We start from the raw sequence: 26,066 nt of genomic DNA, 5'->3' as shown, positions 1-26,066 counted from the left end.
TCCTGGAATCCTCGCCTTAAGCAATCGTCCTCTTCACCACCGGCGCCAGCAACCTTAGCTGTGCCATAAGCTTTTGTAGCTGTTCGGGATACAAACTCTGCGCTCCATCGCTCATCGCTTTATCGGGGTTAGGATGCATCTCCATCAACAACCCGTCCGCCCCCGCTGCCACGCTCGCGAGAGCCATCGGCGGCACCAGATCGCGAATCCCGACGCCATGCGACGGATCACCCAGCACAGGAAGGTGGGTCAGCTTCTTCAGCACCGGAATCGCCGAGATATCCATCGTATTCCGCGTATAGGTCTCGTACGTCCGGATCCCTCGTTCGCAGAGCATCAGGCTGTAGTTGCCGCCTGACAAAATGTACTCGGCGCTCAACAGCACCTCTTCGATGGTCGCGGAGATCCCGCGTTTCATTAGCACCGGCTTTCGCACATGCCCAAGCTCGCGCAGCAGGTTGAAGTTCTGCATATTGCGCGCGCCCACCTGGAAGCAGTCGATATAGGGCAGCATCAACTCGATCTGCGAGATCTCCATCACCTCCGTGATAACCAGCAGCCCCGTCTCATCGGAGACCTCACGCAGCAGCTTCAGTCCATCGAGCCCCATGCCCTGAAAGCTATAGGGCGAACTGCGAGGTTTAAAAGCACCACCCCGCAAAAACTTCGCTCCTGCTGCGGCAACCTGTTTTGCGCTGGTCAGAATCTGCTCCCGTGACTCCACCGAGCACGGCCCTGCCATCACGACAACTTCCTCTCCGCCTACCACCACGCCATTTGGAAATGTAATCGTAGTTCCTTCGGGTCGGAAGTTCCGCCCAGCCAGCTTGTACGGCGACGAGATTCGATAAGCGTCATAAACGCCAGCCAACACCTTAAACTCCGCGACCTCGAAGTGCTCTGGAGTTCCCACGCCCGCCAGAATCGTCTGTGCCGCGCCTGTAGTGCGGTGAACGTTGAAGCCGAGCTCCACCATTCGTTCAATCACCTGCTGAATATTCTCTTCCGTCGCCCGGTCATGCATCGCAACTATCATTGTCTTCGCTTCACTCTCTTTGTACGTAACTAAATTAGATACAAACCGGTTTCGGAGGTCGCATTGCTTCCAGTACCGGTGTGGCCAGCTAAAGGTCTCTTCGCTGCAGCGTTCGCATTACGTCGATGATCCGCTCGTACACATGCAGCAGCTCAGCGTCCGCCAGCGGTCCCGGATTTGCCTTGCGGACACGATCGAAGACCTCCTGCTCCCGCCGCGGCTCATAGACCGGCAGATCCGCAGTCTTTTTGAGCTCTCCAATTGCACGTGCAGCTTCCGCTCGCCGGCTGATGAGTCGAACGATCTCAACATCCAGCTCATCAATCTTCTGTCTCCAGTCGGAGATATCCATCCACTCGCCTCGCAGTGCAACGCAGCACGTCTAAACGCAGCTCGCCGCAGAGTATTTTGTACTAACCATGATAAACGTCCCATCGCGCCGCTTCGTCCCGACACACTGACGATCCTCATGCTCTCAACCCCGCGATGAACTGCCCGATTACGGTCGACGCCTCTGGCGGCGGAGTCTTTTCAATCAGAGCCACGAGAGCGCTCCCGACGATCGCTGCGTCCGCAAACTCACCCACCGCCCTCACATGCTCAGCATTGGAGATGCCGAATCCCACGGCAATCGGCAATTTCGTAAACTGTCGCAGTCGCGACACCAACTCCGAAGCATCTCCGGCCACCTTCTGCTGTGTTCCGGTAATCCCGACCCGGGAGATCGCATACACAAACCCTTGCGACACCCCAGCGATCGCCTTCAGCCGAGCGTCCGGACTCGTCGGTGCCGCCAGAAAGATTGGCGCCAGTCTGTTCGCCTTCATCTCCTCCAGATATTCGCCCGCCTCTTCGACAATCATGTCCGTCAACAGCACTCCGTCGGCCCCGGCTTCGGCCGCGCGTGCACAAAACGTCTTCATTCCCATCCGTACTACGGGGTTCAGGTAAGAAAACAGCACCAATCCCGCAGCTGGCCGCAACGCACGCAGCTCCTTCGCCAGCTCTAGCACATCGGTCAACCTCACTCCTCGCGCCACGGCCCGCTCACTGGCTCGCTGAATCACTGGTCCATCCGCCAGCGGGTCGCTAAAGGGAACACCCAGCTCAATCACGTCCGCACCGTTATCGATCGCAGCCAGCGCAATATCCTTGGTCGTCGCCAGGTGCGGATCGCCCGCCGTCAAATAAGCAACAATCCCCGGCTTCTTTCTAAACTCAATCGCCATCGTCCTGTACTTAGCCTTTCGCTCTCTCACTGCCCTTCAAATCAAGCTCCCTCGCTAGGATCCCCATATCCTTATCCCCCCGTCCCGATAGGTTCACCATCAGTACATCCGTCTTTGCCATCGTCGGAGCTAGTCGAATCGCCTCCGCAACCGCATGAGCACTCTCAAGCGCGGGCAGAATCCCCTCCGTCCTCGACAACGTCACCGTCGCCTTCAGCGCAGCATCATCCGAACACGAGACATAACTTGCCCGCCCGGAATCATGCAGCATCGCGTGCTCTGGCCCCACGCTCGCATAGTCCAGCCCCGCAGAGACCGAGTGCGTGCTGCTCACCTGCCCAGCGTCATTTTGTAACACATACGAGTACGTACCCTGCAGCACACCCGGCAGGCCACCCCCAACCTTTTGGAAACGCGCCGCATGCTCTCCTAACGCCGTCCCGCGCCCACCCGCCTCAACACCAATCAACTGCACACTCGCGTCCGGTAAAAACTCGTAGAACGCTCCAATCGCATTCGACCCACCTCCCACACAAGCCACAATCGCCGTCGGCAGCTTTCCCTCCTGCTCCAGCATCTGCGCGCGTGCTTCGCGGCTGATCACGCGATGAAAGTCCCGCACCATCGTCGGATAAGGGTGCGCCCCCAGAGCGCTTCCAAGAATGTAGTAGGTCGTTCGAACATTCGTCACCCAGTCCCGCATCGCCTCATTGATCGCATCCTTCAACGTAGCCGACCCAGCCGAAACCCCCCGCACCTCAGCCCCCAATAGGCGCATCCGGTAGACATTCAACTCCTGCCGCCGCATGTCCTCCTCGCCCATATAGACGACGCACTCCAGACCCAGCAAGGCACAAACGGTCGCCGTCGCCACCCCATGCTGCCCGGCACCCGTCTCCGCAATGATCCGTTGCTTCCCCATCCGCCGCGCTAGCAACCCCTGGCCCAGCGCATTATTGATCTTGTGCGCGCCGGTATGCAGCAGATCTTCGCGCTTCAAATAGATCTTCGCCCCGCCCAGTTGCCCGGTCAGCCTCTTCGCAAAGTACAGTGGAGTGGGCCGTCCACAGTAGTTGTGCAACAGGTCATCCAGCTCAGCCTGAAACTCCGGATCACTCTGAGCCAACGCATACGCCTGTTCCAGCTCCTCCAGCGCCGCCATCAGCGTCTCCGGAACATATCTCCCGCCATACGCTCCAAACCGCCCCGCCACCGCCGCCGTCACACCTGCCGTCGAACTGACACTCATTGGTCTCTCCTGCAATCTCGCCTTGCGTAAAAAACGAAAGCCGCGACTTGGAAGGTCGCGGCTCGTTAGGATGTCGAATCAACTGAAGTTACAGATATCTCTCAGATGAAGCTACTCCGCCGAGGCCGCTATTGTGCGCCAATAGCGGAGAATAAACGAAATTCGGCTGGACTGAGTAATCATCTTGGTATCAACCATACATCCTGCTCGCCGCCTCTGCAACCCCGACAGTCACGAAGCTAGATCTTCTGCACTCGCTGAACATCCCGAACCCCCGGCACCTTTCGCAAATTCTGCACCAGCTTGTTCAGGTGCCGTACGTCCACCGTCTCCACCACAAAGTCCACCATCACCTGACCATCCGGCATCGGTTTCGTATCCACACTCCGGATATTAGTCCCATCATCGGAGATGATAGCCGTAAACTCCTTTAACATACCCGCTCGGTCGTCACACAACACCGTCAGCTTAACCGGATACGTCTGGGCCTTATTCGTTCCCGGCTCCGTCGGAGAAGGCGACCACTCCACCTGAATCCTTCTATCCGACTCATACAGCAAATTCTGCACATTCGGACAACTTCTCGCATGCACCGCCACGCCCTTTCCTCGCGTTACGTAACCCACAATCTCCTCACCACGAATTGGGTTACAACAACGCGCCCGGTACACCAGCAGATCGTCCTGCCCCTCCACCTGCAACGAGTCAGATCCCTTGCCGAAGAAGACCCGCTTCACCGCCTCCGACATCTGCCCAACCGTATTGCCGACTCCACCCTCCGGCGCCGCAGGCTCCGCCGACATCGTCGAACCCGGCTCCAGCTTATTCAACACCTGTCGAGCCGAAAACTTCCCAAACCCGACACCCGCCAGCAGCTCCGCCTGAGTCCCTAACCCATACTCACTGGCGACCTTGTCATAGTCAGCCTCATGAAACCTGCCCAGCGACAGCTTGTACTTCCTGGCCTCGCGATCCAGCAGCTTCTTGCCGATCTCGATCGCCCGCTCCCGCTGATGCTCATTCAGCCAGTGCTTGATCTTGTTCCGCGCCCGCGAACTCTTCGTAAAGCTAAGCCAGTCGCGGCTAGGAGCATGCCCTGCTTGCGTCGTAATCTCGACGATGTCGCCGTTGCGCAACTTCGTCCGCAGCGGAACAATCCGACCATTCACCTTCGCGCCCACCGTCGTGTTTCCAACTTCGGTATGAATCGTATACGCGAAATCGATCGGGCTCGCGTCCTTCGGCAGAACCACCACCTTGCCCTTCGGCGTGAAGGTGTAAACCTCCTCCGGATACAAATCGATCTTCAGCGTCGACATGAACTCATTGGGATCGGTCATCTCCCGCTGCCATTCCATCAACTGCCGCACCCAGGCCAGCCTCTGCTCGTCCTTCGCACTCACATTGTCCGAGGCCTTGTACTTCCAGTGCGCCGCGATACCCTCTTCCGCGACACGATGCATATCCTCGGTACGAATCTGCACCTCGAACTGATGACCACCTTCAGCAATCAACGTCGTATGCAACGACTGATAGAGGTTCGGCCGAGGCATCGCGATGAAGTCCTTAATCCTGCCTGGCACCGGACGCCAGATCGAGTGCAGCAACCCAAGCAGCGCATAACAATCCTGCACCGAGTTACAGATCACGCGAATCGCAAGCAAATCGTAGACCTGATCGACGGGGATCTTCTGATCCACCAGTTTCTGTTGAATCGAATAAAGCCGCTTGATCCGCGACTCCACCCGACCCTGGATCTTGAACTCCTTCAGCTTCGCCTCAAGCTGCGTCACGATCTTCTGCAGAAACTCTTCGCCGGCGCCGCGTAGTGCGTCTACCTCGGTCGACACCTGCTCATACGCATAAGGATCGGTGTATCGAAACGCCAGATCCTCCAACTCCCCACGCAGCTTGCCCATACCCAGCCGGTGCGCCAAAGGAGCGTAGATATCCAGCGTCTCCCGCGCGATCTTCTGCTGCTTCTCCGGCTTCAGGTGCTCAAGCGTTCGCATGTTGTGCAGCCGGTCCGCGAGCTTGATGATCACCACGCGAACATCGGTCACCATCGCCAGCAGCATCTTGCGAATGTTCTCCGCCTGGTGATCCTCGCGATTTGCAAACTTGATCTTTTCGAGCTTCGTCACACCCTCGACGATGTGCGCCACCTGGTCCCCAAACCGCTTGGCTATTTCAGCAGAGGTGACATCGGTATCCTCAACCGCGTCATGCAGCAAACCCGCTGCAATCGCAGTCGAATCCATCTTCAACTCGGCCAGCACCTGCGCCACTTCCAGTGGGTGAATGATGTAAGGCTCGCCACTAGCCCGCTTCTGTCCCTCATGCTGCTGCAGGCAGAACGCCCACGCTCCGCGAATGATCTCCAGATCATCCGCCGGCCGGTTCTCATGCACTGTCTCCAAAAGTCGGTGAAACTTCGCATCCACCGCATGAATATCCTTCGCCGAACTGCCCGCCAGATGGGTCGCCGACGACTCCTCCACGCCCGCAATCACCAGCGCCGAGGAATCAGGCACCGCAGGCTTCTTCTTCTTCACGCGAGAGGTCGTGTCCGATCCAACCGGTGGTTCCGCGACCGGAAGAGCTGTCTCCAGCTCGATCCCCGTATCGGTATGTTCCACATCCGGTTGGCTCTTCGGTTCGTCGTGCGGCTTCGGCTGCGGGCCAGCCTGCGAAGAGGCCGGAGGAGCGATTGCCATAGTTCATTATAGGCCGACCGGTCAACCCCTTAACAGCCATAACGAAAGAAGGCTATGCGCTTCAAGGAGATCTGCCACGCCCCCAACTTTGGGGAATTCCGACAAACCGGAAGTCCACCGACGAGAAGCGCGTTTGTGAGGACTCATCTCGCCTAGCTCGCGAAAAGACGAGCGCGCGCCTATTACAGTCATCGCGCTTTCACCACTTGTGCCGTTTCATCTTGGGAAAGTGAAGAGCTCGACGAGCGCCCTCACGCGCTCTTTCTGACGGCTGCGCGTAAATCGCTTGGTTCTTGTTAGCTCGGCGATACCATGGAGGCTCCCAACTCCAGGAGTCGACTCCTTTACCAGCAGCGATGCGGGCTTGGCTGACCCCGCCTATTACACGCTCCTTGTGGCGGACGCGGCCTACTCCTACTGAAACGATCGCCAGAAAAACGCCGATCCCCACGTCTCAAAGTTCGTAAGAGACGTGGGGAATCGGGGTTGAACAGAACATCTTTCCGCTGCGTACTACTAGGGCGTAACCCAGGGAGAAGGCGGCGGTGGTGGAACGACCGGTGGACGGTCGTCGCAAGTAATAGTATTGGGCAGCTCCCACGGGGCCAGCCAGGGTCCGGTAGTGCCGCCGCCAACATTGCCGCCAAGATCGGTCAGCGTGAACTCCGACCCGGCCGGAGTGAAGTGGAACGAACCGCAGTTATTGACGCCAACGGCGCCTACGTTGCGGGCCTCCACGTTCTCGAAGGATGCCGAACCGGCCACCCGTGCGCTGACCACCGAGGTGCCCGTGCCGTCAACCCGGTCATCCTTGAAGTGCACGTTCGTGATCGTGTACAGGTCTTTTACGGGGAAATCGCTGACCAGCATGATCGCGTTGTAGGTGTTGTCAAGAAAGCTGTTGCCGACCACCTCAAGGTCCGCGTTAATACTTCCCTCCAACGCGTAGATCCAGATGGCGCCCAGGCCGATGTTCCAGTTCAGCTCAAACGGGCCAGACCGAACCGTAGTGTTGTTCGTGATCCATAAGCTCCCGGTGAACGGCTGGGCTCCAAAGCGGGAACCAACCTGTAATCCGCTGCCTTCGCGGATCGGATCGGCCACGAGGTTGTTCGAAATGGTGTTGTCCGTGCCACCGTAGAGGGCGATGCCGTTGGCCAACACCGGTGTCTGCACCGTGTTGTGATCGAAGGTGTTGTTGGCATCCTCAATCTTATCCGACCACATAGCTAGGGCGTCGTCCCCGGTGTTGCGAACAAAGTTATTCGCCACGACCGAGTTGGTGACGCCGGTGTGGAAGTTGATCCCATCGGCGATCTGGTCCACGATGATGTTGTTGCGGATTCTTAGGTTCGACATCGGGCCATCGAACCACATGCCCACCTTCGTGTGATGGATGTAGAGCCCTTCGATCGTCGAATGGCTCAACGAGCCGCCTATGCCGTTTACTTGGTCGCTATCAATGCGCTCCCGGACATCACCCTCGATGGCGAAGCCGGAGAGATGGACATTCGAGCTGCCACCGTCGGCAACGTACTTGCCGTAGAAACCGACGCCGGTGTGCACCGAGCCATCGGGCAAAGGAGTACTTAGGGTCACCTGGTGTCCCTTGACGATCGTGTACCAGCTACCCGCACCTTCGATCGTGACGTTGTCAACGAGAATATGGCGGTTCACCTGATATGTGCCTGGCGGCAAGTAGACCTCGCGGTGCCAGGCCTTCGCGAATGCGATCGCTGTGTCAAACGCGTCCGCCGAATCGCGCTGCCCGGTCGGATCGGCACCGAACCGCTGCACGTTCACGGCAGGCTCGTCGCGGTGCTGCGGGGGGCCAACCAACTCGGAGTCAAGCAAGTCAATTACTGTCCAGGCGGCATTGCTCGAGGCCGGAGCGGTGAGGCGGATTTTGTCGCCCTCATGGTATCTGTGACCGAGCAGCAAACGCTGTTCGTCGTAGAAGTGGTTCGGTCGGAACGGTTTGGTGATCACCGGCGGCGGGGTCGTGGCCGACGGTACGCAGGCACACTCGGTAATATATTGATCGGGAAACAACAGGCCGGCGTTCGGATCATTGGAGAACGGGTACTGGTTATAGAGCCATGCGTACTGCGAAGTGAGCGTCATGGTGACAAGAGAACGGCCGTTAACTGAGACCTCAAGCGGTGCCGTAATACCTCCGCCGGTTGGCGCATCCGGGATGCTGTAACGCACCGTAATCGCATTGGCCGCTTCGGGCAGGGTGAACTCGACATATTGTCCGGGGAGGAGCTGGACCGCCGCGCGACCCGACGCTTCGGCGGGAAGCGTGTATGCGGTCCGGGCGGGGCCAATGATCGTGCCGTCGGTCACCGCATTCTCAGCCTCCTGCTCAACAAAGTGAGCGTTCGCCCCACGATCATCGACCAGCGACGGGTCAAGCGCCGCGCGGGTTACCGAAGGGGTTTGGGGAGCTGCGTAGAGGGGTAGAGCATACGATGCGGTCAGGCACAGGACAAAGCGAGACGCGCGACTCAGGAATCCCTGAAATTTCATGATGCCTCCTGATTAGCTTTTTCTTTTGGCACACAAAGAGGACGGTTGGACCCACCGAGCAGGCTGCCTCGAGCCACGCGCTTTAGATATCCGGTCGAGCGCGGGCGGACCTTTTATATACAACTTCGGGGTAAGACGCAAGGCTATGTTGCTAAGACGGGCTACTCGAGAGTGAGCGTTGCAGGAGGTGTGATTGTTCGTTCTGCCGCGTCAGCTCCTCCACAGAAATCCTGTCAAGCCCCAAACCTCTCAAAAACTCATTAACCCACACATAACAAAATAGATAGATTCTGCCAAACTTGGCACTTTAGTTTCACTCCATTCGCTACACTTGATACAGAGATCAAAAACAAGCAGGCCCCGCAGGGATAGACTCCCTCCGGGGCTAACTTGTTGATAACAAGGATTCTGTACGCAAACCATGTATTATCTATATTTTGCAGACATCGACTATCTCCAAGCTGTTGAATACAAGCGCTTTATCCCCCGGTAACATGGGGGAGGGGGGTGTACCCCTCCCCCACTGGAGATAGGGAGAAAGGAGAAACGGTAGTACCGACAGCTAAGCCGAGGCCGGAACCTTCCCCGCCAGTTGCCGCAACACGTATTGCAGGATTCCGCCGTTCTGGTAGTACAGAATCTCCTGCGGCGTATCGATGCGCACGGTAGCGGAGAACTCAATCGTCTTGCCCAGATCGGACTCCGCGAACACCGTCACCACCTTGCCATCGGCGAACTTGCCATCGAGCATCGCCTTCAACTGACCCGGCGCATCCCCGATCGCAAACAACTCCTCGCCCGTCAAATGCAGCGACTCGACGTTCTGACCCGGCAGGAACTGCAGCGGCAGAATCCCCATCCCGACCAGGTTCGACCGGTGAATCCGCTCATAGCTCTCCGCGATCACAAACTTGATCCCCAGCAGCCGCGGCCCCTTCGCCGCCCAGTCGCGCGAAGAGCCCGAGCCGTACTCCTTGCCCGCAAGAATCGCCAGCGGCGTTTCACGCTTCGCATACTCCACGCTCGCATCGTAGATCGACATCGGCACATCTTCCGGCAGCAGCCGCGTCACACCGCCTTCAGTTCCAGGAGCGAGCTTGTTCCGCAACCGCACATTGGCAAACGTGCCGCGCACCATCACCTCATGGTTGCCGCGCCGCGATCCATAGCTGTTGAAGTCCGACGGCTTCACCCCATGCTCGGTCAGGTACTTCCCAGCAGGCCCATTCAGCTTGATCGAACCCGCCGGCGAGATATGATCCGTCGTCACCGAATCTCCCAGCACCGCCAGCACGCGAGCCCCATGAATATCTCCAACCGGAGCAGGCGTCGCTGGCATCCCGTCGAAGTAAGGAGCCTTGCGAATATAGGTCGAATCCGGCTCCCACCCATACGTCTCGCCATCCGGAAACTTCAGGCTCTTCCAGTTGTTGTCGCCTTCCGAGACCGTGGAGTACTGCCGACGGAACATCCCGGAATCGATCGAAGAATTCACCGCCGCCGAGACCTCTGCCTGCGTAGGCCAGATGTCGCGCAGGAAGACAGGCTTGCCGTCGAGATCGCGGCCCAGTGCCTCCGTCTCGAAGTTGTGCGCAATATGCCCCGCCAGCGCATACGCAACCACAAGCGGAGGACTCATCAGGTAGTTCGCCCTCACCTCCGGCGAGATTCGCCCCTCAAAGTTACGGTTCCCCGACAACACCGACACTGCCACCAATCCATGATCCTCGATCGACTTCGAAACATCTGTGGGCAGCGGTCCCGAGTTTCCTATGCACGTCGTACATCCATACCCCACCACCTGAAAACGCAGCTGATCGAGATACGGCATCAACCCGGCCTTCACGTAGTAATCAGTCACCACGCGCGAACCCGGAGCCAGCGAAGTCTTCACCCACGGCGGCGTGCTCAGCCCCTTCTCCACAGCCTTCTTCGCAAGCAAACCTGCAGCCATCATCACGTAAGGATTCGAAGTATTCGTGCAGGAGGTGATCGCCGCAATCACAATCGATCCATGATCGAGATACTGATCCGGATCTACGCCAAACCTGCTCCGAATCGACACATGCGGAGCCTCAAGCAGCGGTATGGTCTGATCGCTGATCGTAATCACCGGCACTACCGGAGCCTCCACCACAGGAGCCGAAGCCCCTACGCTGCTGCTCAGATCGCCCGATTCCGAAGCCGTCCCACCCTCTCCCTCCCAGCGCACCATCTGCCGAATCACATGCTTGTTTCCATTCGGCCCCAGCAGCCCGGGTAGTTGCTCCTTGAAGCTCGCACCTGCCTGCGACAGTGCAACTCGATCCTGCGGCCTCTTCGGACCGGCCACACTCGGCTCTACCGTCGCCAGATCCAGCGAAATCGTCGCCGAGTAAACGGCCTCCTTCGCATCCGCCGTATGAAACAGCCCCTGCTCGCGGTAGTAAGCCTCTACGAGTGCAATCTGCTCTTCATTGCGCCCGGTCAGTCGCAGATACTTCAGCGTCTCCGCATCCACCGGGAAGATTCCGCAAGTAGCCCCGTACTCCGGAGCCATATTCGCAATCGTCGCGCGGTCAGCCAGCGGCAGCTCTGTAATCCCCGACCCATAAAACTCCACGAACTTACCCACCACACCGAGCTTCCGCAACATCTCCGTCACGGTCAGTACCAGGTCCGTAGCAGTCGTGCCCTCTTTCAGCTTGCCCGTCAGCTTGAACCCAACCACCTGTGGCACCAGCATGCTCACCGGCTGTCCCAGCATCGCTGCCTCTGCCTCAATGCCGCCTACGCCCCAGCCCAGCACGCCCAAACCATTCACCATCGTCGTGTGCGAGTCGGTTCCCACCAAAGTGTCGGGATATGCGAACACCTTCCCCTGCGCATCCGGCGTCGTCGTAAACACGACCCGCGCCAGGTACTCCAGGTTCACCTGATGACAGATCCCCATTCCAGGCGGCACAGCTGAAAAATTATCGAACGCCGTCTGCCCCCACTTCAAAAACGCATAGCGCTCGCGATTGCGCTGAAACTCCAGCGCCGCATTCAGGTCATACGCCCGCTGTGTTCCAAACTCATCCACCTGAACCGAGTGGTCGATCACCAGCTCTGCCGGCTGCAGCGGATTGATCTTCTCCGGATCACCGCCCAGCGCCTTCATCGCATCCCGCATCGCAGCCAGATCGACAACAGCAGGCACGCCGGTAAAGTCCTGCATCAACACTCGCGCCGGCATGTAAGCAATCTCTCGCGAAGGCTCCGCATTCGGATCCCAGCACGCCAGAAATTGAATATCTTCAGCAGTCACGGTGCGGCCATCCTCATGCCGCAGCAGGTTCTCCAGCAGAATCCGCAGTGAGAAGGGAAGCCGGCCAAGGTCAACACCCGTCCCCTCCAGCGCCTTCAGTCGAAATACATCGTACGTGCTCTTCCCTACAGCTAGTGTGGATAAGCTCTTAAACGAATCAGGATGCGATTGTGTCGGCATGGTATCTTCTCCGAGGCGCGCTCTTCGGAAGCGCGATGGTTGGGGCCGTGGTCACATCTTCGAACCGCAGACGGCGACGGCTGAAGCCTATCAAGTTTTCAGGGGAGGGGTCGAATTAGCAGCGTCCGCGGTCAGGGCGACCGTGGCGAAAGCGCTTCGTGTTGGGAAGACAGCCTGCCATCAAACTAATTTTACTGCGTTCCGTCCGGTTGCGGTAAAGCGCCTGACCCTCCCACCAAAGGGTGATTGCAAAACGCGGCAGGCTGGCGTCCAAAGCTTCGCAACTATCAGACTCCACAGCACAACGCGCCGCTTTGGCTATTGCGTCATCACTCGCAAAGTCCGCAATTGTAAGAAAAATGCATCTCATTCAAGAAGTTCGTGTTTATACCCGCAGCAGGTACGAGGAGACTGGCAGTATGTACAAATCATTTCCCAGGATTTTTCTAGGTCTATCGCTTGGCATTGCATCACTCGCAGCAACAGTGACACTCTCAGGCTGCCACAAGGGCGTAGAGCCTGCAGCCATTCCCGACAACTCCGGTCCCGACCCTGCTGATGCCAACACGGCCCCGGTAGACAACAGCCAGCCCCAGGCCGCCCCTGCCCCACAGCCCGTGCAGGGAAGAGTCCTCGGCATCCGCTCCCAATCCACGCCGGAGCAAAACTCCGAGCAGTACGCTCCGCAAGCAGCCGCCCCGCCGCCTCAAAACGAGGCCTACACTGCCGCCCAGAGCGCCCAGCCCCCCGTTCAGAACAACGACCAGAACTACGATCAGAACTACGACTACAACGCACCCGGCAACTACGACGAGTCGCAGGTAGACGCCGGTCAGCAGGCTCTCGAAGAGGCCAACGAGCCTCCCCCACCCCTCCCTCAATACGAGCAGCCCGAAGCCCCTGCGCCCAACTATCTATGGACGCCCGGCTACTGGGGATACGCCCCCGTCGGCTACTATTGGGTACCCGGAGCCTGGTGCGCTCCACCCTTTTACGGAGCTCTCTGGACCCCCGGCTACTGGGGCTTCTTCGGAGGCCGTTACATCCTTCATCGCGGCTTCTGGGGCCCGCACATCGGCTTCTACGGCGGCGTGAACTACGGCTTCGGCTACACCGGCAGCGGCTATCACGGTGGCTACTGGCAGGGCCGCAACTTCTACTACAATCGCTCGGTCAACAACGTTAACGTCACACGCATCACCAACGTTTACAACCGCACGGTCGTCGTTAACAACACCACCATCAACCGGGTCTCCTACAACGGCGGCCGCGGCGGCGTCAACGTACGCCCCCAGCCCGCCGAGGTCGCAGCCAACCGCGGCCCTCGCGTCCCGCCCATGACCACGCAACTTCAGAACCAGCGCGAGGCCGCACAGAATCGCCAGCAGTTCTACAACGTGAACAAGGGCCGTCCCGCTCTGGTCGCCTCACCCCGTCCTATCGCCGCGGTCGCTCGTCCAGCCGTGCAACCAGTCCGTGCCACTCAGCCCGTCCAACCAAACACGCGTCCTGGCGAGATCAACCGTCCCGGCCAACCTGCCATACAGCCATCCCGCCCTGGCCAGCCGGCAGTGCAATCCGGCCGCCCCGTCCAGCCTGAAACGCGACCCGGTCAGCCAAACGCCGGCCAGCCAAATACGCGGCCCGGCGAAAATAATCGCCCCGGCCAGCCATCTATACAACCTGCACGTCCTGGTCAGCCGGCCGTCCAGCCAGGCCGCCCCACACAGCCTGAAACTCGTCCTGCTCAACCAAACCCTGGTCAGCCCAACACGAGGCCCGGCGAAGTCAGCCGTCCAGCCCAGCCTCAAACTCGTCCCGTGCAACCCGAGACTCGTCCGGTTCAGCCCCAGGTACGACCCACTCAGCCCGAAACCAAACCGGTCCAACCGCAGGTGCGACCAGTCCAACCCGAAACCAGACCGGTTCAACCACAGGTACGACCCGCCCAACCCGAAACCAGACCAGTCCAACCGCAGGTACGACCGGTCCAGCCGCAACCCCAAACCCGTCCTGTCCAACCCCAGCCTCAGCTCCAGGTTCGCCCTGCACCGCAGAGCAGACCTGAACCGCAGAGCAGACCTGAACCAACCCCGCAGAACGTAGCCCGTCCTCAGTCCCAACCGCAGCCACGCCCTCAACCACAATCGCGCCCCGCGCCTCAGCCGCAATCGCGTCCGGCGCCTCAACCCCAGTCACGCCCGGCACCTCAACCACAGTCGCGTCCGGCACCTCAAGCTAGGCAGCAGGCTGAGGCGAGACCCGCTCCACACGGAGAAGGAAAGCCACACTAAGCTACTTTCGCCGTTGCACGTGAAAAGACCCGCCTGGCGCGGGTCTTTTTATTCCTCTCCATCAAAAAATCACTCCACCGCTGACGAAGCCTCTCCCTCCAGCCAGTCATGATCGCAGTCATCGCATCGCCATCGGTTTGCTGGTTCCACCGCCTCCAGCAGGGTCTCGTGGCTCCCGCATATCGGGCAGGCTGGCAACGTAAACTCTCCCGACGCAGACTCGTCAACCTCCGCCTTGAACCGCTCCGCCAACGGCTGCGACAACAGTATCGCCGCGTCCTCCGCATTCTCTGGAGCGACCACAACACGAGGCCCTTGCACGTCGATCCGCGATCCATCTCGCTGCAAGACGATAGACTCAATCCCTGCCTCTCGCAGCGCCAGCGAGGCAGCCACCGCCCCGCGCCCATCTTTGTACTCAAAGATACACTCCGCCGGAGCCAGCGCGGCAAACGCCCTCAAATCCGCCAGATCGTCATCACTCAGTACCCTCTGCTCCGAACGCTCCGGCGCTGACGAAGCCTTAAGCCCACGCCGCGACATCTCTCCGCGCAGCGCCTCCTGCGCCATATCCGTAAGGTCACTCATCCCCCGAGCCAGCCCCAACAACTCGTCATCCCCATAGGCCGCGTAGAGCTTCACCAGCTCCTGATACTGCGCTGCATCGCCAATCATTCTCTTCCCTCGGTCAATAGCTTACAGCCGACTCGGTTTGACTTCATCTCCCACGATGCTAGCCTCGAAGTTGCGAAGCAAATTTCGCATCCACAGGAGCGCATCAGCAAATGAAGGTCAAGGAATGAAGGTTCTGGTAATTGGCGGCGGCGGTCGCGAGCACGCTATCGTCTGGGCTCTCCTAAAATCGTCTCAGGTCACCGAGGTCCTCTGCGCTCCCGGTAACGGCGGCATCGCCGCGCTCGCCCGCTGCATCCCCTGCGACCCCGGCAACCTCCACGAGCTCGTCAACATCGTGTCCATCGAGCAGCCCGCGCTCACCGTCATCGGTCCCGAGCTCCCACTCTCCATCGGCATCGTCGACGAGTTCACCAAACGCGGCCACCGCGTCTTCGGCCCCACGCAAGGCGCAGCCCAGCTCGAGACCAGCAAAGCCTTCGCCAAAGAGTTCATGCAACGCCACGCCATTCCCACCGCGGAGTATGGCATCTGCACCACCCTCGCGCAGGTCCGCGAAGAGCTCCCTCGCTTCGCCGTCCCCATCGTCGTCAAAGCCTCCGGCCTCGCCGCCGGCAAAGGCGTCGTCATCTGCGAGACTCACCTTCAGGCCGAAGCCGCCGCTGCCGAGATGTTCAGCGGCTCCCTCCTCGGCACGACGGAGGAGGCAGTCGTTCTCGAGGAGTTCCTCACCGGCGAAGAGCTCTCCTTCTTCGCTCTCTGCGACGGCACTCACGCCATCGAAATAGCCTCCGCGCAGGACCACAAGCGCATCGGCGAAGGTGACACCGGCCCCAACACCGGCGGCATGGGAGCCTACTCCACCGACGGCATCGCCACGCCGGCCATGCGCAGCTGGCTGCTCCACAACGTCGCGCAAAAGGTAGTCGACGGCATACACTCCGAAGGCGAACCCTTCAAAGGCATCCTCTTCTGCGGCATCATGATGACACCGCGCGGCCCCATGGTCCTCGAGTTCAACACCCGCTTCGGCGATCCCGAAACCGAAGCTATCCTCCTCCGTCTCGAGACCGACATCCTCGATCTCTTCAACGCCTCCATCGACGGCACCGCCAACGAGCTCAGCATCAACATGCGCCCCGGAGCCAGCGTCTGCGTCATCGCGGCCAGCGGCGGCTACCCCGGCAAGTACGCCTCGGGCTATCCCATCTCCGGCCTGCCCGACAACTCGATCGGCGACGCGAGAGACAAAGCCAAAGAGGAAGACGTGGTCATCTTCCACTCCGGGACAGCCCTCAAAGACGGAAAGACCGTCACCGCCGGAGGCCGAGTCCTCGCCATCTCCGCCTTCGCGCCCGATCTGCAAACCGCCCTCGACAAGGCCTACGCCCAACTCGCGAAGATATCCTTCGAAGGCATGCAGTTCCGCCGCGACATCGGCCACCGTGCCTTACGCTAAGAACCAACATAGAATCTGTTGCCGTTGCCGTTGCCGTTGCCGTTGCCGTTGCCGCTGCCGTTTTTGTTGTCATTCCGCAGCGCAGCGGAGGAATCTGCTTCTCTACCACAAACCTATAACCCAGCTATTCATCTCCTGTTGAAGCCTCCGTTGCCCTCGAAGCGTCCAATAAAAATGGACAAGAAACAACTCGGCAAATCTGATCTCTTAATCTCCCCCATTGGCTTCGGCGCATGGGCTATCGGTGGCGGCGACTGGGCCTTCTCCTGGGGCCCCCAGGACGACAACGACTCAATCACCGCCATCCACAAAGCACTCGACCTCGGCATCAACTGGATCGACACCGCCGCCGTCTATGGCCTAGGCCATTCCGAAGAGGTCGTCGGCAAAGCCGTCAAATCCGCATCACAAAAACCCTACCTCTTCACCAAGTGTTCCATGGTGTGGGACGACAAGCGCGAGATCACGAACTCGCTCAAACAAATCCGCCGCGAAGTCGAAGACAGTCTTCGCCGCCTCCAAGTCGAAGCCATCGACCTCTATCAAGTCCACTGGCCCAAGCCAGACGAAGACATCGAAGAAGGCTGGACGGTAATGGCCGACCTGCAGCGCGAAGGAAAGGTCCGCTGGATCGGCGTCTCCAACTTCAGCGTCTCGCAGATGGAGCGCGCCCTCAAAATCGCCCCCATCACCTCCAACCAGCCGCCTTACTCCATGCTCAACCGCGCCATCGAAGCCGAGATTCTCCCCTTCACCCACAAACACAACATCGGCACCATCAACTACGCCCCCATGCACTCCGGCCTGCTCACCGGAGCCATGACCAAAGAGCGCGTCGCCTCCTTCCCCAGCGACGACTTCCGCCGCAACGCAAAGAACTACCAGGAGCCGCTCCTCTCCCGCAACCTTTCCATCGCCGACTTCCTGAAAACCGTCGGCACACGTCACAACGTAACTGCCGGCGTCGTAGCCATCGCCTGGACGCTCCACAACCCCGCCATCACCGCAGCCATCGTCGGAGGCCGCAACGCCGAACAGGTCGAAGGCGTCACCCCCGCCGTCACCTTCCGCCTCACCGAAGCCGAATACGCGGAGATCAACGCCTTCCTCGCCGCACATCCATAAACCGAAACATCAAGACAGGGCTGCAGCAAATACACGCGCTTTTTATGCGCAGCCCTGTCGCGACCAGTCGAACATTCTTATGACATCTTTCGTAAATAGGAAAAGGGAGAAGACCATGACCGAACCAGCTCTCACCGCGCACGAACTCATCGCCTGGGTCGAAAAAACATCCACCGGCTGGCGCAACCTCTTAGCCGCCCACCCAGAACTGCTCGCTGTGCCCTGCGACGTTAACAACGTTCAATCCGTCGCCCAGCTCCTGCAGCACATCGTCGCCGTTGAGCTTCGTTTCGCCGAGCGCCTCTCCGATCTCACCGCGACCGACTACACCAGCATCTCCTACGACTCAGTCGAAAAAATATACGCCACCCACGACCACGCCTTCGCACTCGTCCACAAACTCCTCGCCTCCGAGATGGACTGGGACCAACCCATCGAGTTTTCGACCCGCGTCATGGGCCCCGCACGGTCCACTCCCAAAACCATCCTGTTTCACCTTCTACTGCACAGCATCCGTCACTACGCACAACTCGCCACCCTCGCCCGTCAGCAAGGCATCAAGCCCGCCTGGGGAATGGACTACCTGCTCATGAACCTCGAGGCGGTCTGATCCGTCCAGTTCGTCAAATCAACCCTTGTCACGCATCTTTTTTGACAAAAGGTCGGACCACCAACTAAAGTGACTCCCATGCGCAGAGTCAGGCCTCGTCTTCCGCTCTCCCTCGCACTTTGCCTCCTACTCAGCCTCTCCGGTCTCTCCCTCGCACAAGAGCGCCCCGCCATCACCGGCATCGCCTTCATCCGCATGTACACCGCCGATCCCGCTGCCTCCGCTATCTTCTACGGCAAAACTCTCGGCCTTGGTCACGCAGAAAGCGACGGCATCACTCGCTACTCCGTCAACGACCTCCAATGGCTCGAGGTTGAAGCCCTGCCCACCCCCGCACCTGCCAGTCGCCTCGCAGCCATCGGCTTCACCACCCACGACGCCCCAGCTCTCGAGCGCTTCCTCAAGGCCCACAACGTCGTCATCGAGCAACCTCTCGCCCACGGCATCTTCGCCGTCCACGACCCCGAAGGCAACCTCGTCTACTTCGTGCAAGAGGGAACCAAAATCCCCGGCCTTCCCATCACCTCGCCCAACGCCACCTCCCATCGCATCATCCACACCGGATTCCTCGTCAAAGACGCCGCCACCGAAGACCGCTTCTACAAGGACCTCCTCGGCTTCCGCCCCTACTGGCACGGCGGCATGCAGGAGGGCAAGACCGACTGGGTCAGCCAGCAGGTTCCAGACGGCACCGACTGGCTCGAGTACATGCTCTACGACATCGCCACCCCCTCCGCAAAACAGCTCGGCGTACTGAACCACTTATCACTCGGTACCAACCAGATGAGCGACGTCGTTGCATCCCTCGCTCGCAACAAATGCGAAGGCCCCAACTGCGCCAAAACCCAGATGGGCAAAGACGGCAAGGTCCAGCTCAACCTCTTCGACCCCGACCTCACCCGCGTCGAATACATGGAGTTCAAGCCCTCCGGCACACCCTGTTGCTCCCCAATCCTCGGCAAGGCTCCCACCGAAGCCGAAAACCGCTAGACAGCTGAACCGCTAATACCCCAGCTCGAAGAACTCCAGGAGCACCGACAATGCCCACCCGCCGCGACTTCCTCCGCCTCTCCGCCCTCGCCACCGCCGCTGGCTGCACCCTCGGCCGCATTCCCTCCGCCTTCGCCGCCGAAGCTCCCTTCATCTACGGCGTCCAGCTCTACATGGTTCGCAAAGAGGCCCCGCAGGATCTCCCAGGCATCCTCCACGCCATCCGGCAGGTCGGGTTCACCCAAATCGAGCTCTTCCCCATCGTCTACACCCACCCCGCGCCCGAGCTCCGCCGCATCGTCGCCGACTCCGGCCTCGGCCTAGTCTCCGCCCACTTCGACTACGCCAGCGTACCCACAAAGATCGACTACGCCCACCAGCTCGGCCTCGAGTACATGGTCTGCCCCATGATCCCCAAAGATCAATGGAATCTTGATGGTTTCCACAAAGCGGCCGACGACTTCAACACCTGGGGCCACAGCGTCCACGACGCCGGCATGCAATTCGTCTTTCACAACCACTGCTACGAGTTCGCCCCGCAGGCAACCACCACCGACGGCACCACCACAGGTTTCGACGAACTCATGAAGCACACCGACCCGGCCTTGGTGAAGCTCGAGTTCGACATGTACTGGCTCGCCCAGGCCGGCCAGGATCCCCTCACCATGCTCACCCGTTACGCCAACCGCGTCTGTCTCCTCCACCTCAAAGACCGCATCGCCAATGCCCCCACCGGCTTCGTCATGGGCCCCACCGCCAAACACATCACCGAAATGGGCAAAGGGACGCTAAACTGGCCAGCGATCTTCGCCGAGGCTCACAAGCAGGGTATCCGCTACGCCTACCTCGATCAGGACGACACCACGCTTCCGATCCTCGACAGCCTCAAAGAAAACTTCGCCTACCTCCAGACCATCAAGGCCTGAAAACCCCACTACGCGTGGGGCGGGCGTTCGCACGCCTTCTTAAGGCTTCGCTCGGTCCTCCCGATGGTCGGAAGCAAGATCAAGCCGACCAACGGGAGGTCCCTTGCAGTTCATCCCACCCAAAACAAGGTATACAAGTCACGAAGTGACCGCCCTCCGCGCAGGAGGCCCGTCCGGCAGGACAGGATCTCTAAGCCGTAGTCACCGCAGGCAGAATCTCCGACACATCCACCCACTGCGTCGGATAGTCCCCCGTATAACAAGCCGTGCAGAAGCTCCCCGGCGACAGCCCATGCGCCGGCTCTCCCTTCGTACACGCATGCGTCAGCCCCACCAGGCTCAGGTACGCCAGCGAATCCGCCTCGACAAACTCGCAGATCTCCGCAACCGACTTATTCGCCGCAATCAGATCTTTCTTACTCGGCGTATCCACCCCGTAAAAACAAGGCGAAATCGTCGGCGGACAAGAGATCCGCAGATGCACCTCCGTCGCCCCCGCAGCTCGCACCATCCTCACAATTTTTCTGGATGTAGTCCCGCGAATGATCGAGTCATCGATCAGAATCACGCGCTTGCCTTCCAGCAAATTCCGCATCGGGTTCAGCTTCATCCTCACGCCGAAGTCCCGCACCCGCTGCTCCGGCTGAATAAACGTCCGCCCCACATAGTGGTTTCGAATCAGCCCAAAATTAAACGGAATCCCTGATTCCGCTGCATATCCAATCGCCGCGGTCACGCCCGAGTCTGGCACCGGCACAACCAGATCCGCCGGCACACCCGACTCCCGCGCCAGCTGCCGCCCCATCTCTTCGCGCGACTGCTGCACCCAACGCCCATAGATCTTCGAGTCAGGCCGCGCAAAATAAACATGCTCGAACACGCAGCTCGCCTGCTCGGTTGTCGTGTTGAAGTAGCGGCTCGTCACGCCATCTTCCGACACCATCACCAGCTCACCCGGCTTTACATCGCGCTCGTACTTCGCATGCAGCAGGTCGAACGCACACGTCTCACTCGCAAAAACAAACGTATCCGGCGCGCCGTCTTTACCCTCGATCCGCCCCATCGCCAGCGGCCGAAACCCATGCGGGTCCCTCGCCGCGAAGATGCGGTTGCGCGTCATCATCACAATCGAGAACGCGCCCTCCACCTGCATCAGCGCCTCAGCCATGCAGTCAATCAGGGTGTTCTTCGTCGAATGCGCAATCAACTGAATGATGATCTCGGAGTCCGATGTCGTCTGGAAGATCGCTCCATCGCGCTCCAGCCTCTCCTTCGCCGTGCCCAGGTTGATCAGGTTGCCATTGTGCGCGATCGCAATCAGACCCTTCGTACTCTCCACCGAGATCGGCTGCGCATTCAACAGCGCAGAGTCACCCGTGGTCGAGTACCGCGTATGCCCAATCGCAATATGCCCCGGCAGCCTGCCCAGCACATCATCCGTAAAGATCTCCGACACCAACCCCATACCTTTGATGTCGTTCACCTGGTACCCATCCGCGCTGGCAATCCCCGCCGACTCCTGCCCCCGGTGCTGCAGCGAATAAAGCCCCCAGTAGGTCATCCGAGCCGCATCAGGATGGTTATAAATCGCCATTACTCCGCACTCTTCGCGAAGCTTATCGAACGGCGTCTCGTCCTCCTCGTCATGCAGATCAACGCCCAGGTCAACGGGCTTTCGCCCGCCTTTTTTGTTGTCATTCCGCAGCGCAGCGGAGGAATCTGCTGTTGCACCTTCTTGCCCAATCACCAACTCATCCCGCAACAGAAGATCGCTCATGCCGTTACCACCTCTGCGGCCAACTGCTCTTCCAGCGCGCCCGTCCACGAACCCTTCAGCGCGGAGACAGGTTCATCGATAATCTTCTTCCCATTGATCACAACTTCGTAGTTTCCCGCGGTGACCTCGCCCAGCGGGGCCATCCACACCTTAGGATGCTCGGCGAGAACACTCCGAATCGACTCCACATGCTGTTTATCCGTAGAGACGATCACCGAGGATCCAATCTCACTAAAGAATCGCTCCTTCAACGCGAACGGCTCCATCTCCGACACGTTCATCGACGTGCGTATACCCAACTCGCGAGGAAAACACGCCTTCGCAAATGCAACCAATGAGCCCCCGTCCGAGATGTCTGTAGCCGAAGCCAACACACCCTTGGCCGAAAGAGCCGCAAGCGCCTTATGCAGTGCAGCCTCCTCCGTAAGATTCAGTAACGGGGGCTGCCCCCAAAGCTCACCCATCACAGTCTTCGCGTACTCGGTCGAACCGAACTCCCGTTCGATATTTCGTCCTTCGCCCTGAAACGCCGAGAGGAACAGAATCACATCGCCCGCCTTGCGGAACGCAGAAGGCACCGCCTTCGTCACGTCATCAATAATTCCAACGATCCCCAGCACCGGCGTCGGATAAATCCCCTCACCCTTAGTCTCGTTGTAGAGCGAAACATTCCCGCCCGTCACAGGCGTTCCCAGTGCAATACAAGCTTCAGCAATTCCATCAATCGCCTGCGAGAGCTGCGCCATAATCTCCGGCTTTTCAGGATTGCCAAAGTTCAAACAGTTCGTAGCCGACACCGGCATCGCGCCCGTACACGCCACCTTCCGCGCCGCCTCAGCAACAGCATGCATTGCACCGAGCTTGGGATCGAGATACGTCCAGCGTCCATTGCCCGCCAGCGCCATCGCCAATCCACGATCGCCCTTCGCCGTCTCCGCAAACTCATGCGAGCCATCCGGCGAAACCACAGGATTCGTTGCGTCCAGGTTATCAGTCGCAAGCGTCGCCTCACCCTTAGGGGTCGAAGAGGCCACCAGGTCGGCCAGCTTGCCGAGCAGTCCCTGATGACGCGCCGCTCTCGCACTCTTCCCGGTCCCTTTAATCCGGATCACACCTGCCTCACCACCCGGCCCCTGCACAGTATTGGTCTGCACCATCGAGTCATACTGCTCGAACACCCAACGCTTATCGCAGATATTGGCACTCGCCAGCAGCTTCTTCAAATCCGCCGTGTAGTCCCGATGCTTCTTCAACTCTTCCAGCACATGTGCCGGAGGATCCAGCGGCACCGGAGCCTTCCAGACTCCAACCGGCCGGTGATACAGCGGCGCATCGTCGGTCAGCGATCGATTCGGAATATCCGCCACCAGCTCCCCATGCTGCGTGATCACCATGTTCGGCTTCTCCGTCACCACCCCGACGATCGAAGCATCCAGCCCCCACTTCGCGAACACATCCAGAACCTCTTGCGCCCGCGCCTTGTCGGCCACCAGCAGCATTCGCTCCTGCGACTCCGACAACATAATCTCGTAGCTCGACATCGATGTCTCGCGCTGCGGCACCAGATCCAACTCCACGGTCAATCCAAGATCGCCTCTCGCGCCCATCTCGCACGTCGAGCAAGTCAACCCAGCCGCGCCCATATCCTGAATCCCAAGCACAGCACCGGTGGCCATCGCCTCCAGGCAAGCCTCCAGCAGCAGCTTCTCCAGGAATGGATCGCCCATCTGCACATTAGGCCGCTTCTGCTCCGAACCTTCGGTGAACTCCTCAGACGCCATCGTGGCCCCGTGAATCCCATCACGGCCCGTCTTCGCGCCAACGTAGATCACAGGATTCCCAACGCCCGTAGCCTTCGCATAAAAGATCTCATCGCTGCGCACCAGCCCCAGCGCAAACGCATTCAGCAACGGATTGCCCGAATAACAGGCCTCAAATCGCGTCTCTCCCCCAACGTTCGGAACGCCAAAACAATTCCCATACCCGGCCACGCCATGCACCACACCCGTAGCGATCTGGTGATTCCTCCGCCGCAGCGCCTCATCCGGCTCAGACTCATCCAGTGGCCCGAACCGCAGCGAATCCATCACCGCCAGCGGCCGCGCATTCATCGTAAAGATGTCTCGCAGAATCCCGCCCACACCCGTAGCCGCACCCTGATAAGGCTCGATGTAGCTCGGATGATTGTGCGACTCAATCTTGAACGCACAAGCCCATCCATCGCCCACGTCGATAATCCCCGCGTTCTCCCCCGGCCCCTGCACCACGCTCCCCGGCCCCGTCGTGCGCTCACCCTTCGTCGGCAGCCGCTTCAAATGCACGCGCGAAGACTTGTACGAGCAGTGCTCCGACCACATCACAGAAAAAATCCCCAACTCAGTCAGGGAAGGGGTGCGTCCGAGTGCTGCTTCGATGCGCGCGTACTCCTCCGGAGTGATACTGTGCTGCTTGAGCAGCTCCGGAGTAATGGTAGCTGGGGAGGGGGCTTTGTCTTGCTGGGCTTGCAGATTTGGCATGGCTCGCTATTAAGATTGTCGCACGCTAAGCCCCCTGCTGCACCTTACCGCCGCTCCAGCGCCGCCCGATCCCACCTCGCCACATCCGCTGCCGCGCCATACGAGCTCTCCAGAAACTCCATCATCGCCTTCTCGGGAGCCGCCAGCGCCCGCACCGCGTCGTACTTGAACACAAACTCCCCCAACGCTTTATCCCATCCCGCCCCATCGGGCCGAATCTTCGCCTCCGCCAGCCCCTCCGGCACCGGAGCCGCATAACAATAGAACGCCGCCGTTCCAAACCCGCCATTCCCCGGCCAGAACCCCGCCGAGATCACCTCATGCGAGTAAGCCTCCCGCTGAATCTTGTCCGCACCGGGACGAGGCGGTGCCGCCCGCCCGGAAAACCGCGTCACCGCCAGATCGAAACTCCCCCAGAAGAAGTGCACCGGGCTCACCTTCCCCAGAAACCCTGTCCCCCACGCACGAAACACCTTCTCTGCATGCACCAACACCTGCCAGAAGCGATGCACATACTCCGGATCATAAGAAGCGTGTTCCGTATCAAGATCAAACCTGACCGGCTTCGCCAACTCGCAAGGCATCGGATCGATCTTCACCGAAACCCCAAGCTCCTTCAGGCAACCCAGGTACTCCTCATAAAAATCCGCCACCGTTCGCGCCTTCAGCTTCATCACCTGCGTCCCACCCGACCCCATCCGCAGATGCAGCTCATGCGCCAAAAAATCAAACTCGATATCCAGCACATCATCCCCATAGTCCATCGCCGAAGTCCCCAGCCCCCGCGCGGTCACATACAGCGGCACGTTCCACCAGTGATTCTGCAGCGGAGTCAGCGCCAATCGCGTCTTCCCCACAATCTGCGTCCACATATGCAGCGTATCCGCCGTCGCCGCCCAGTCCCCCCACGCCAACTCAGGCCACTGCGAAACTCCACTCATAACCCCTCCCGCGACTCACAAACCACACGCCGAAGCATACGCCGCAACCGCAAGCCTAGCTCCCCGTACTCCCAAACCCCTTCGCGCCCCGCGGAGCCTCCACCAACTCACTCACCTCTTCAAACGCCGCCTCAATCCGCCGCACAATCCGCAACTGCGCAATGCGATCCCCGGCCGTGATCTCCACCGCCGCCGCGCTCAAATTCGTCATCACTACCTTGATCTCCCCTCGATACCCCGGGTCGATCACCCCTGCCAGCGTCGTCACCCCGCGCACCGCAAGCCCCGACCGATCTTCCACCAGCGCCCCATGCGTCGAAGGAAACTCCATCGCCACTCCCGTGGCCACTGGCATCGTCGCTCCCGCCTCCAGCGTCGCCCCATCCACCGCATAAAGATCCGCCGCCAGGTCCCCAAACTCTCCCGTATGCGCGTACCTCGGCATCTGAGCCTCCGGCCGCAACTTCACCACCCGAATCCGCACCACATCTCCCAACTCCAATGCCATCCATCCTCCAAAAAAATCCGACGAAACTCTATTCTCACCCGAACCGGAGTTACTA

At 59.7% G+C, this 26,066-nt stretch carries 18 protein-coding genes; 6 read left to right on the top strand and 12 right to left on the bottom strand.

The window, feature by feature from the left end:
- Nucleotides 1–16: 16 nt before the first annotated feature.
- The 7 genes from aroF to acnA form a co-directional block, all read right to left on the bottom strand.
- Entirely contained in the window at nucleotides 17–1,036 is a 1,020-nt protein-coding gene (gene aroF / locus HDF12_RS00415; RefSeq protein ID WP_179580318.1) for a 3-deoxy-7-phosphoheptulonate synthase, read from the bottom strand.
- A gap of 88 nt (nucleotides 1,037–1,124) precedes the next feature.
- The gene (locus HDF12_RS00410) at nucleotides 1,125–1,388 is read right to left on the bottom strand and encodes a chorismate mutase (protein ID WP_179580316.1); all 264 of its coding nucleotides are present in this window, start codon (nucleotides 1,386–1,388) and stop codon (nucleotides 1,125–1,127) included.
- A 115-nt stretch (nucleotides 1,389–1,503) separates the two neighbouring features.
- Nucleotides 1,504–2,265 (bottom strand): tryptophan synthase subunit alpha, encoded by a 762-nt coding sequence (gene trpA, locus HDF12_RS00405; RefSeq protein ID WP_179580314.1) that lies wholly within the window; start codon nucleotides 2,263–2,265, stop codon nucleotides 1,504–1,506.
- A gap of 10 nt (nucleotides 2,266–2,275) precedes the next feature.
- On the bottom strand, nucleotides 2,276–3,514 hold the full coding sequence (gene trpB, locus HDF12_RS00400; RefSeq protein ID WP_179580312.1) for a tryptophan synthase subunit beta: 1,239 nt from the start codon (nucleotides 3,512–3,514) through the stop codon (nucleotides 2,276–2,278).
- 239 nt (nucleotides 3,515–3,753) lie between these two features.
- Nucleotides 3,754–6,231 (bottom strand): RelA/SpoT family protein, encoded by a 2,478-nt coding sequence (locus tag HDF12_RS00395; protein ID WP_179580310.1) that lies wholly within the window; start codon nucleotides 6,229–6,231, stop codon nucleotides 3,754–3,756.
- Between the two features lie 516 nt (nucleotides 6,232–6,747).
- The gene (locus HDF12_RS00390) at nucleotides 6,748–8,763 is read right to left on the bottom strand and encodes a glycosyl hydrolase family 28-related protein (protein ID WP_179580308.1); all 2,016 of its coding nucleotides are present in this window, start codon (nucleotides 8,761–8,763) and stop codon (nucleotides 6,748–6,750) included.
- 562 nt (nucleotides 8,764–9,325) lie between these two features.
- Nucleotides 9,326–12,232 carry an aconitate hydratase gene (gene acnA, locus HDF12_RS00385; protein WP_179580306.1) on the bottom strand — a complete coding sequence of 969 codons (2,907 nt, stop codon included), beginning with the start codon at nucleotides 12,230–12,232 and terminating at the stop codon, nucleotides 9,326–9,328.
- Between the two features lie 419 nt (nucleotides 12,233–12,651).
- On the opposite strand from acnA, the gene HDF12_RS00380 reads away from it, so the two are divergent.
- Entirely contained in the window at nucleotides 12,652–14,526 is a 1,875-nt protein-coding gene (locus tag HDF12_RS00380; RefSeq protein WP_179580304.1) for a YXWGXW repeat-containing protein, read from the top strand.
- 69 nt (nucleotides 14,527–14,595) lie between these two features.
- On the opposite strand, the gene HDF12_RS00375 is transcribed toward HDF12_RS00380, so the two are convergent.
- Complete coding sequence (locus tag HDF12_RS00375; protein WP_179580302.1) at nucleotides 14,596–15,201, bottom strand: hypothetical protein; 606 nt, start codon at nucleotides 15,199–15,201, stop codon at nucleotides 14,596–14,598.
- A 124-nt stretch (nucleotides 15,202–15,325) separates the two neighbouring features.
- Between HDF12_RS00375 and purD the strand changes: the two genes are divergently transcribed.
- From purD to HDF12_RS00350, 5 genes are all read left to right on the top strand, one after another.
- The gene (purD, locus tag HDF12_RS00370) at nucleotides 15,326–16,618 is read left to right on the top strand and encodes a phosphoribosylamine--glycine ligase (RefSeq protein WP_179580300.1); all 1,293 of its coding nucleotides are present in this window, start codon (nucleotides 15,326–15,328) and stop codon (nucleotides 16,616–16,618) included.
- Between the two features lie 174 nt (nucleotides 16,619–16,792).
- Nucleotides 16,793–17,743, top strand: coding sequence for an aldo/keto reductase (locus tag HDF12_RS00365; protein WP_179580298.1), 951 nt, complete (start codon nucleotides 16,793–16,795; stop codon nucleotides 17,741–17,743).
- A 115-nt stretch (nucleotides 17,744–17,858) separates the two neighbouring features.
- The gene (locus HDF12_RS00360; RefSeq protein WP_179580296.1) at nucleotides 17,859–18,353 is read left to right on the top strand and encodes a DinB family protein; all 495 of its coding nucleotides are present in this window, start codon (nucleotides 17,859–17,861) and stop codon (nucleotides 18,351–18,353) included.
- A gap of 78 nt (nucleotides 18,354–18,431) precedes the next feature.
- Nucleotides 18,432–19,343, top strand: coding sequence for a VOC family protein (locus HDF12_RS00355; protein ID WP_179580293.1), 912 nt, complete (start codon nucleotides 18,432–18,434; stop codon nucleotides 19,341–19,343).
- A 50-nt stretch (nucleotides 19,344–19,393) separates the two neighbouring features.
- Entirely contained in the window at nucleotides 19,394–20,269 is an 876-nt protein-coding gene (locus HDF12_RS00350; RefSeq protein WP_179580291.1) for a sugar phosphate isomerase/epimerase family protein, read from the top strand.
- Between the two features lie 190 nt (nucleotides 20,270–20,459).
- Here the strand turns inward: HDF12_RS00350 and purF are convergent, their stop codons facing one another.
- From purF to dut, 4 genes are all read right to left on the bottom strand, one after another.
- A complete protein-coding gene (gene purF / locus HDF12_RS00345) occupies nucleotides 20,460–21,863 on the bottom strand; it encodes an amidophosphoribosyltransferase (RefSeq protein WP_257025537.1) in 1,404 nt (467 codons plus the stop codon).
- A 179-nt stretch (nucleotides 21,864–22,042) separates the two neighbouring features.
- Entirely contained in the window at nucleotides 22,043–24,562 is a 2,520-nt protein-coding gene (gene purL / locus HDF12_RS00340; RefSeq protein ID WP_179580289.1) for a phosphoribosylformylglycinamidine synthase subunit PurL, read from the bottom strand.
- 44 nt (nucleotides 24,563–24,606) lie between these two features.
- Nucleotides 24,607–25,503 carry a DUF5996 family protein gene (locus tag HDF12_RS00335; RefSeq protein ID WP_179580287.1) on the bottom strand — a complete coding sequence of 299 codons (897 nt, stop codon included), beginning with the start codon at nucleotides 25,501–25,503 and terminating at the stop codon, nucleotides 24,607–24,609.
- Nucleotides 25,504–25,558: 55 nt separating this feature from the next.
- Complete coding sequence (gene dut / locus HDF12_RS00330) at nucleotides 25,559–26,011, bottom strand: dUTP diphosphatase (protein WP_179580285.1); 453 nt, start codon at nucleotides 26,009–26,011, stop codon at nucleotides 25,559–25,561.
- Nucleotides 26,012–26,066: the final 55 nt, after the last annotated feature.

This window comes from Tunturiibacter gelidiferens (assembly GCF_013410115.1).
Taxonomy (GTDB): Bacteria; Acidobacteriota; Terriglobia; order Terriglobales; family Acidobacteriaceae; genus Edaphobacter; species Edaphobacter gelidiferens.
The sequence above is the reverse complement of the archived record's forward strand: the minus strand, read 5'-3'. Positions and strand labels throughout refer to the sequence as shown.

Coding starts and splice junctions, on each gene's coding strand:
- aroF (WP_179580318.1), bottom strand. CDS start 1,036: ATGATAGTTGCGATGCATGACCGGGCGACGGAAGAGAATATTCAGCAG.
- HDF12_RS00410 (WP_179580316.1), bottom strand. CDS start 1,388: ATGGATATCTCCGACTGGAGACAGAAGATTGATGAGCTGGATGTTGAG.
- trpA (WP_179580314.1), bottom strand. CDS start 2,265: ATGGCGATTGAGTTTAGAAAGAAGCCGGGGATTGTTGCTTATTTGACG.
- trpB (WP_179580312.1), bottom strand. CDS start 3,514: ATGAGTGTCAGTTCGACGGCAGGTGTGACGGCGGCGGTGGCGGGGCGG.
- HDF12_RS00395 (WP_179580310.1), bottom strand. CDS start 6,231: ATGGCAATCGCTCCTCCGGCCTCTTCGCAGGCTGGCCCGCAGCCGAAG.
- HDF12_RS00390 (WP_179580308.1), bottom strand. CDS start 8,763: ATGAAATTTCAGGGATTCCTGAGTCGCGCGTCTCGCTTTGTCCTGTGC.
- acnA (WP_179580306.1), bottom strand. CDS start 12,232: ATGCCGACACAATCGCATCCTGATTCGTTTAAGAGCTTATCCACACTA.
- HDF12_RS00380 (WP_179580304.1), top strand. CDS start 12,652: ATGTACAAATCATTTCCCAGGATTTTTCTAGGTCTATCGCTTGGCATT.
- HDF12_RS00375 (WP_179580302.1), bottom strand. CDS start 15,201: ATGATTGGCGATGCAGCGCAGTATCAGGAGCTGGTGAAGCTCTACGCG.
- purD (WP_179580300.1), top strand. CDS start 15,326: ATGAAGGTTCTGGTAATTGGCGGCGGCGGTCGCGAGCACGCTATCGTC.
- HDF12_RS00365 (WP_179580298.1), top strand. CDS start 16,793: ATGGACAAGAAACAACTCGGCAAATCTGATCTCTTAATCTCCCCCATT.
- HDF12_RS00360 (WP_179580296.1), top strand. CDS start 17,859: ATGACCGAACCAGCTCTCACCGCGCACGAACTCATCGCCTGGGTCGAA.
- HDF12_RS00355 (WP_179580293.1), top strand. CDS start 18,432: ATGCGCAGAGTCAGGCCTCGTCTTCCGCTCTCCCTCGCACTTTGCCTC.
- HDF12_RS00350 (WP_179580291.1), top strand. CDS start 19,394: ATGCCCACCCGCCGCGACTTCCTCCGCCTCTCCGCCCTCGCCACCGCC.
- purF (WP_257025537.1), bottom strand. CDS start 21,863: ATGGCGATTTATAACCATCCTGATGCGGCTCGGATGACCTACTGGGGG.
- purL (WP_179580289.1), bottom strand. CDS start 24,562: ATGCCAAATCTGCAAGCCCAGCAAGACAAAGCCCCCTCCCCAGCTACC.
- HDF12_RS00335 (WP_179580287.1), bottom strand. CDS start 25,503: ATGAGTGGAGTTTCGCAGTGGCCTGAGTTGGCGTGGGGGGACTGGGCG.
- dut (WP_179580285.1), bottom strand. CDS start 26,011: ATGGCATTGGAGTTGGGAGATGTGGTGCGGATTCGGGTGGTGAAGTTG.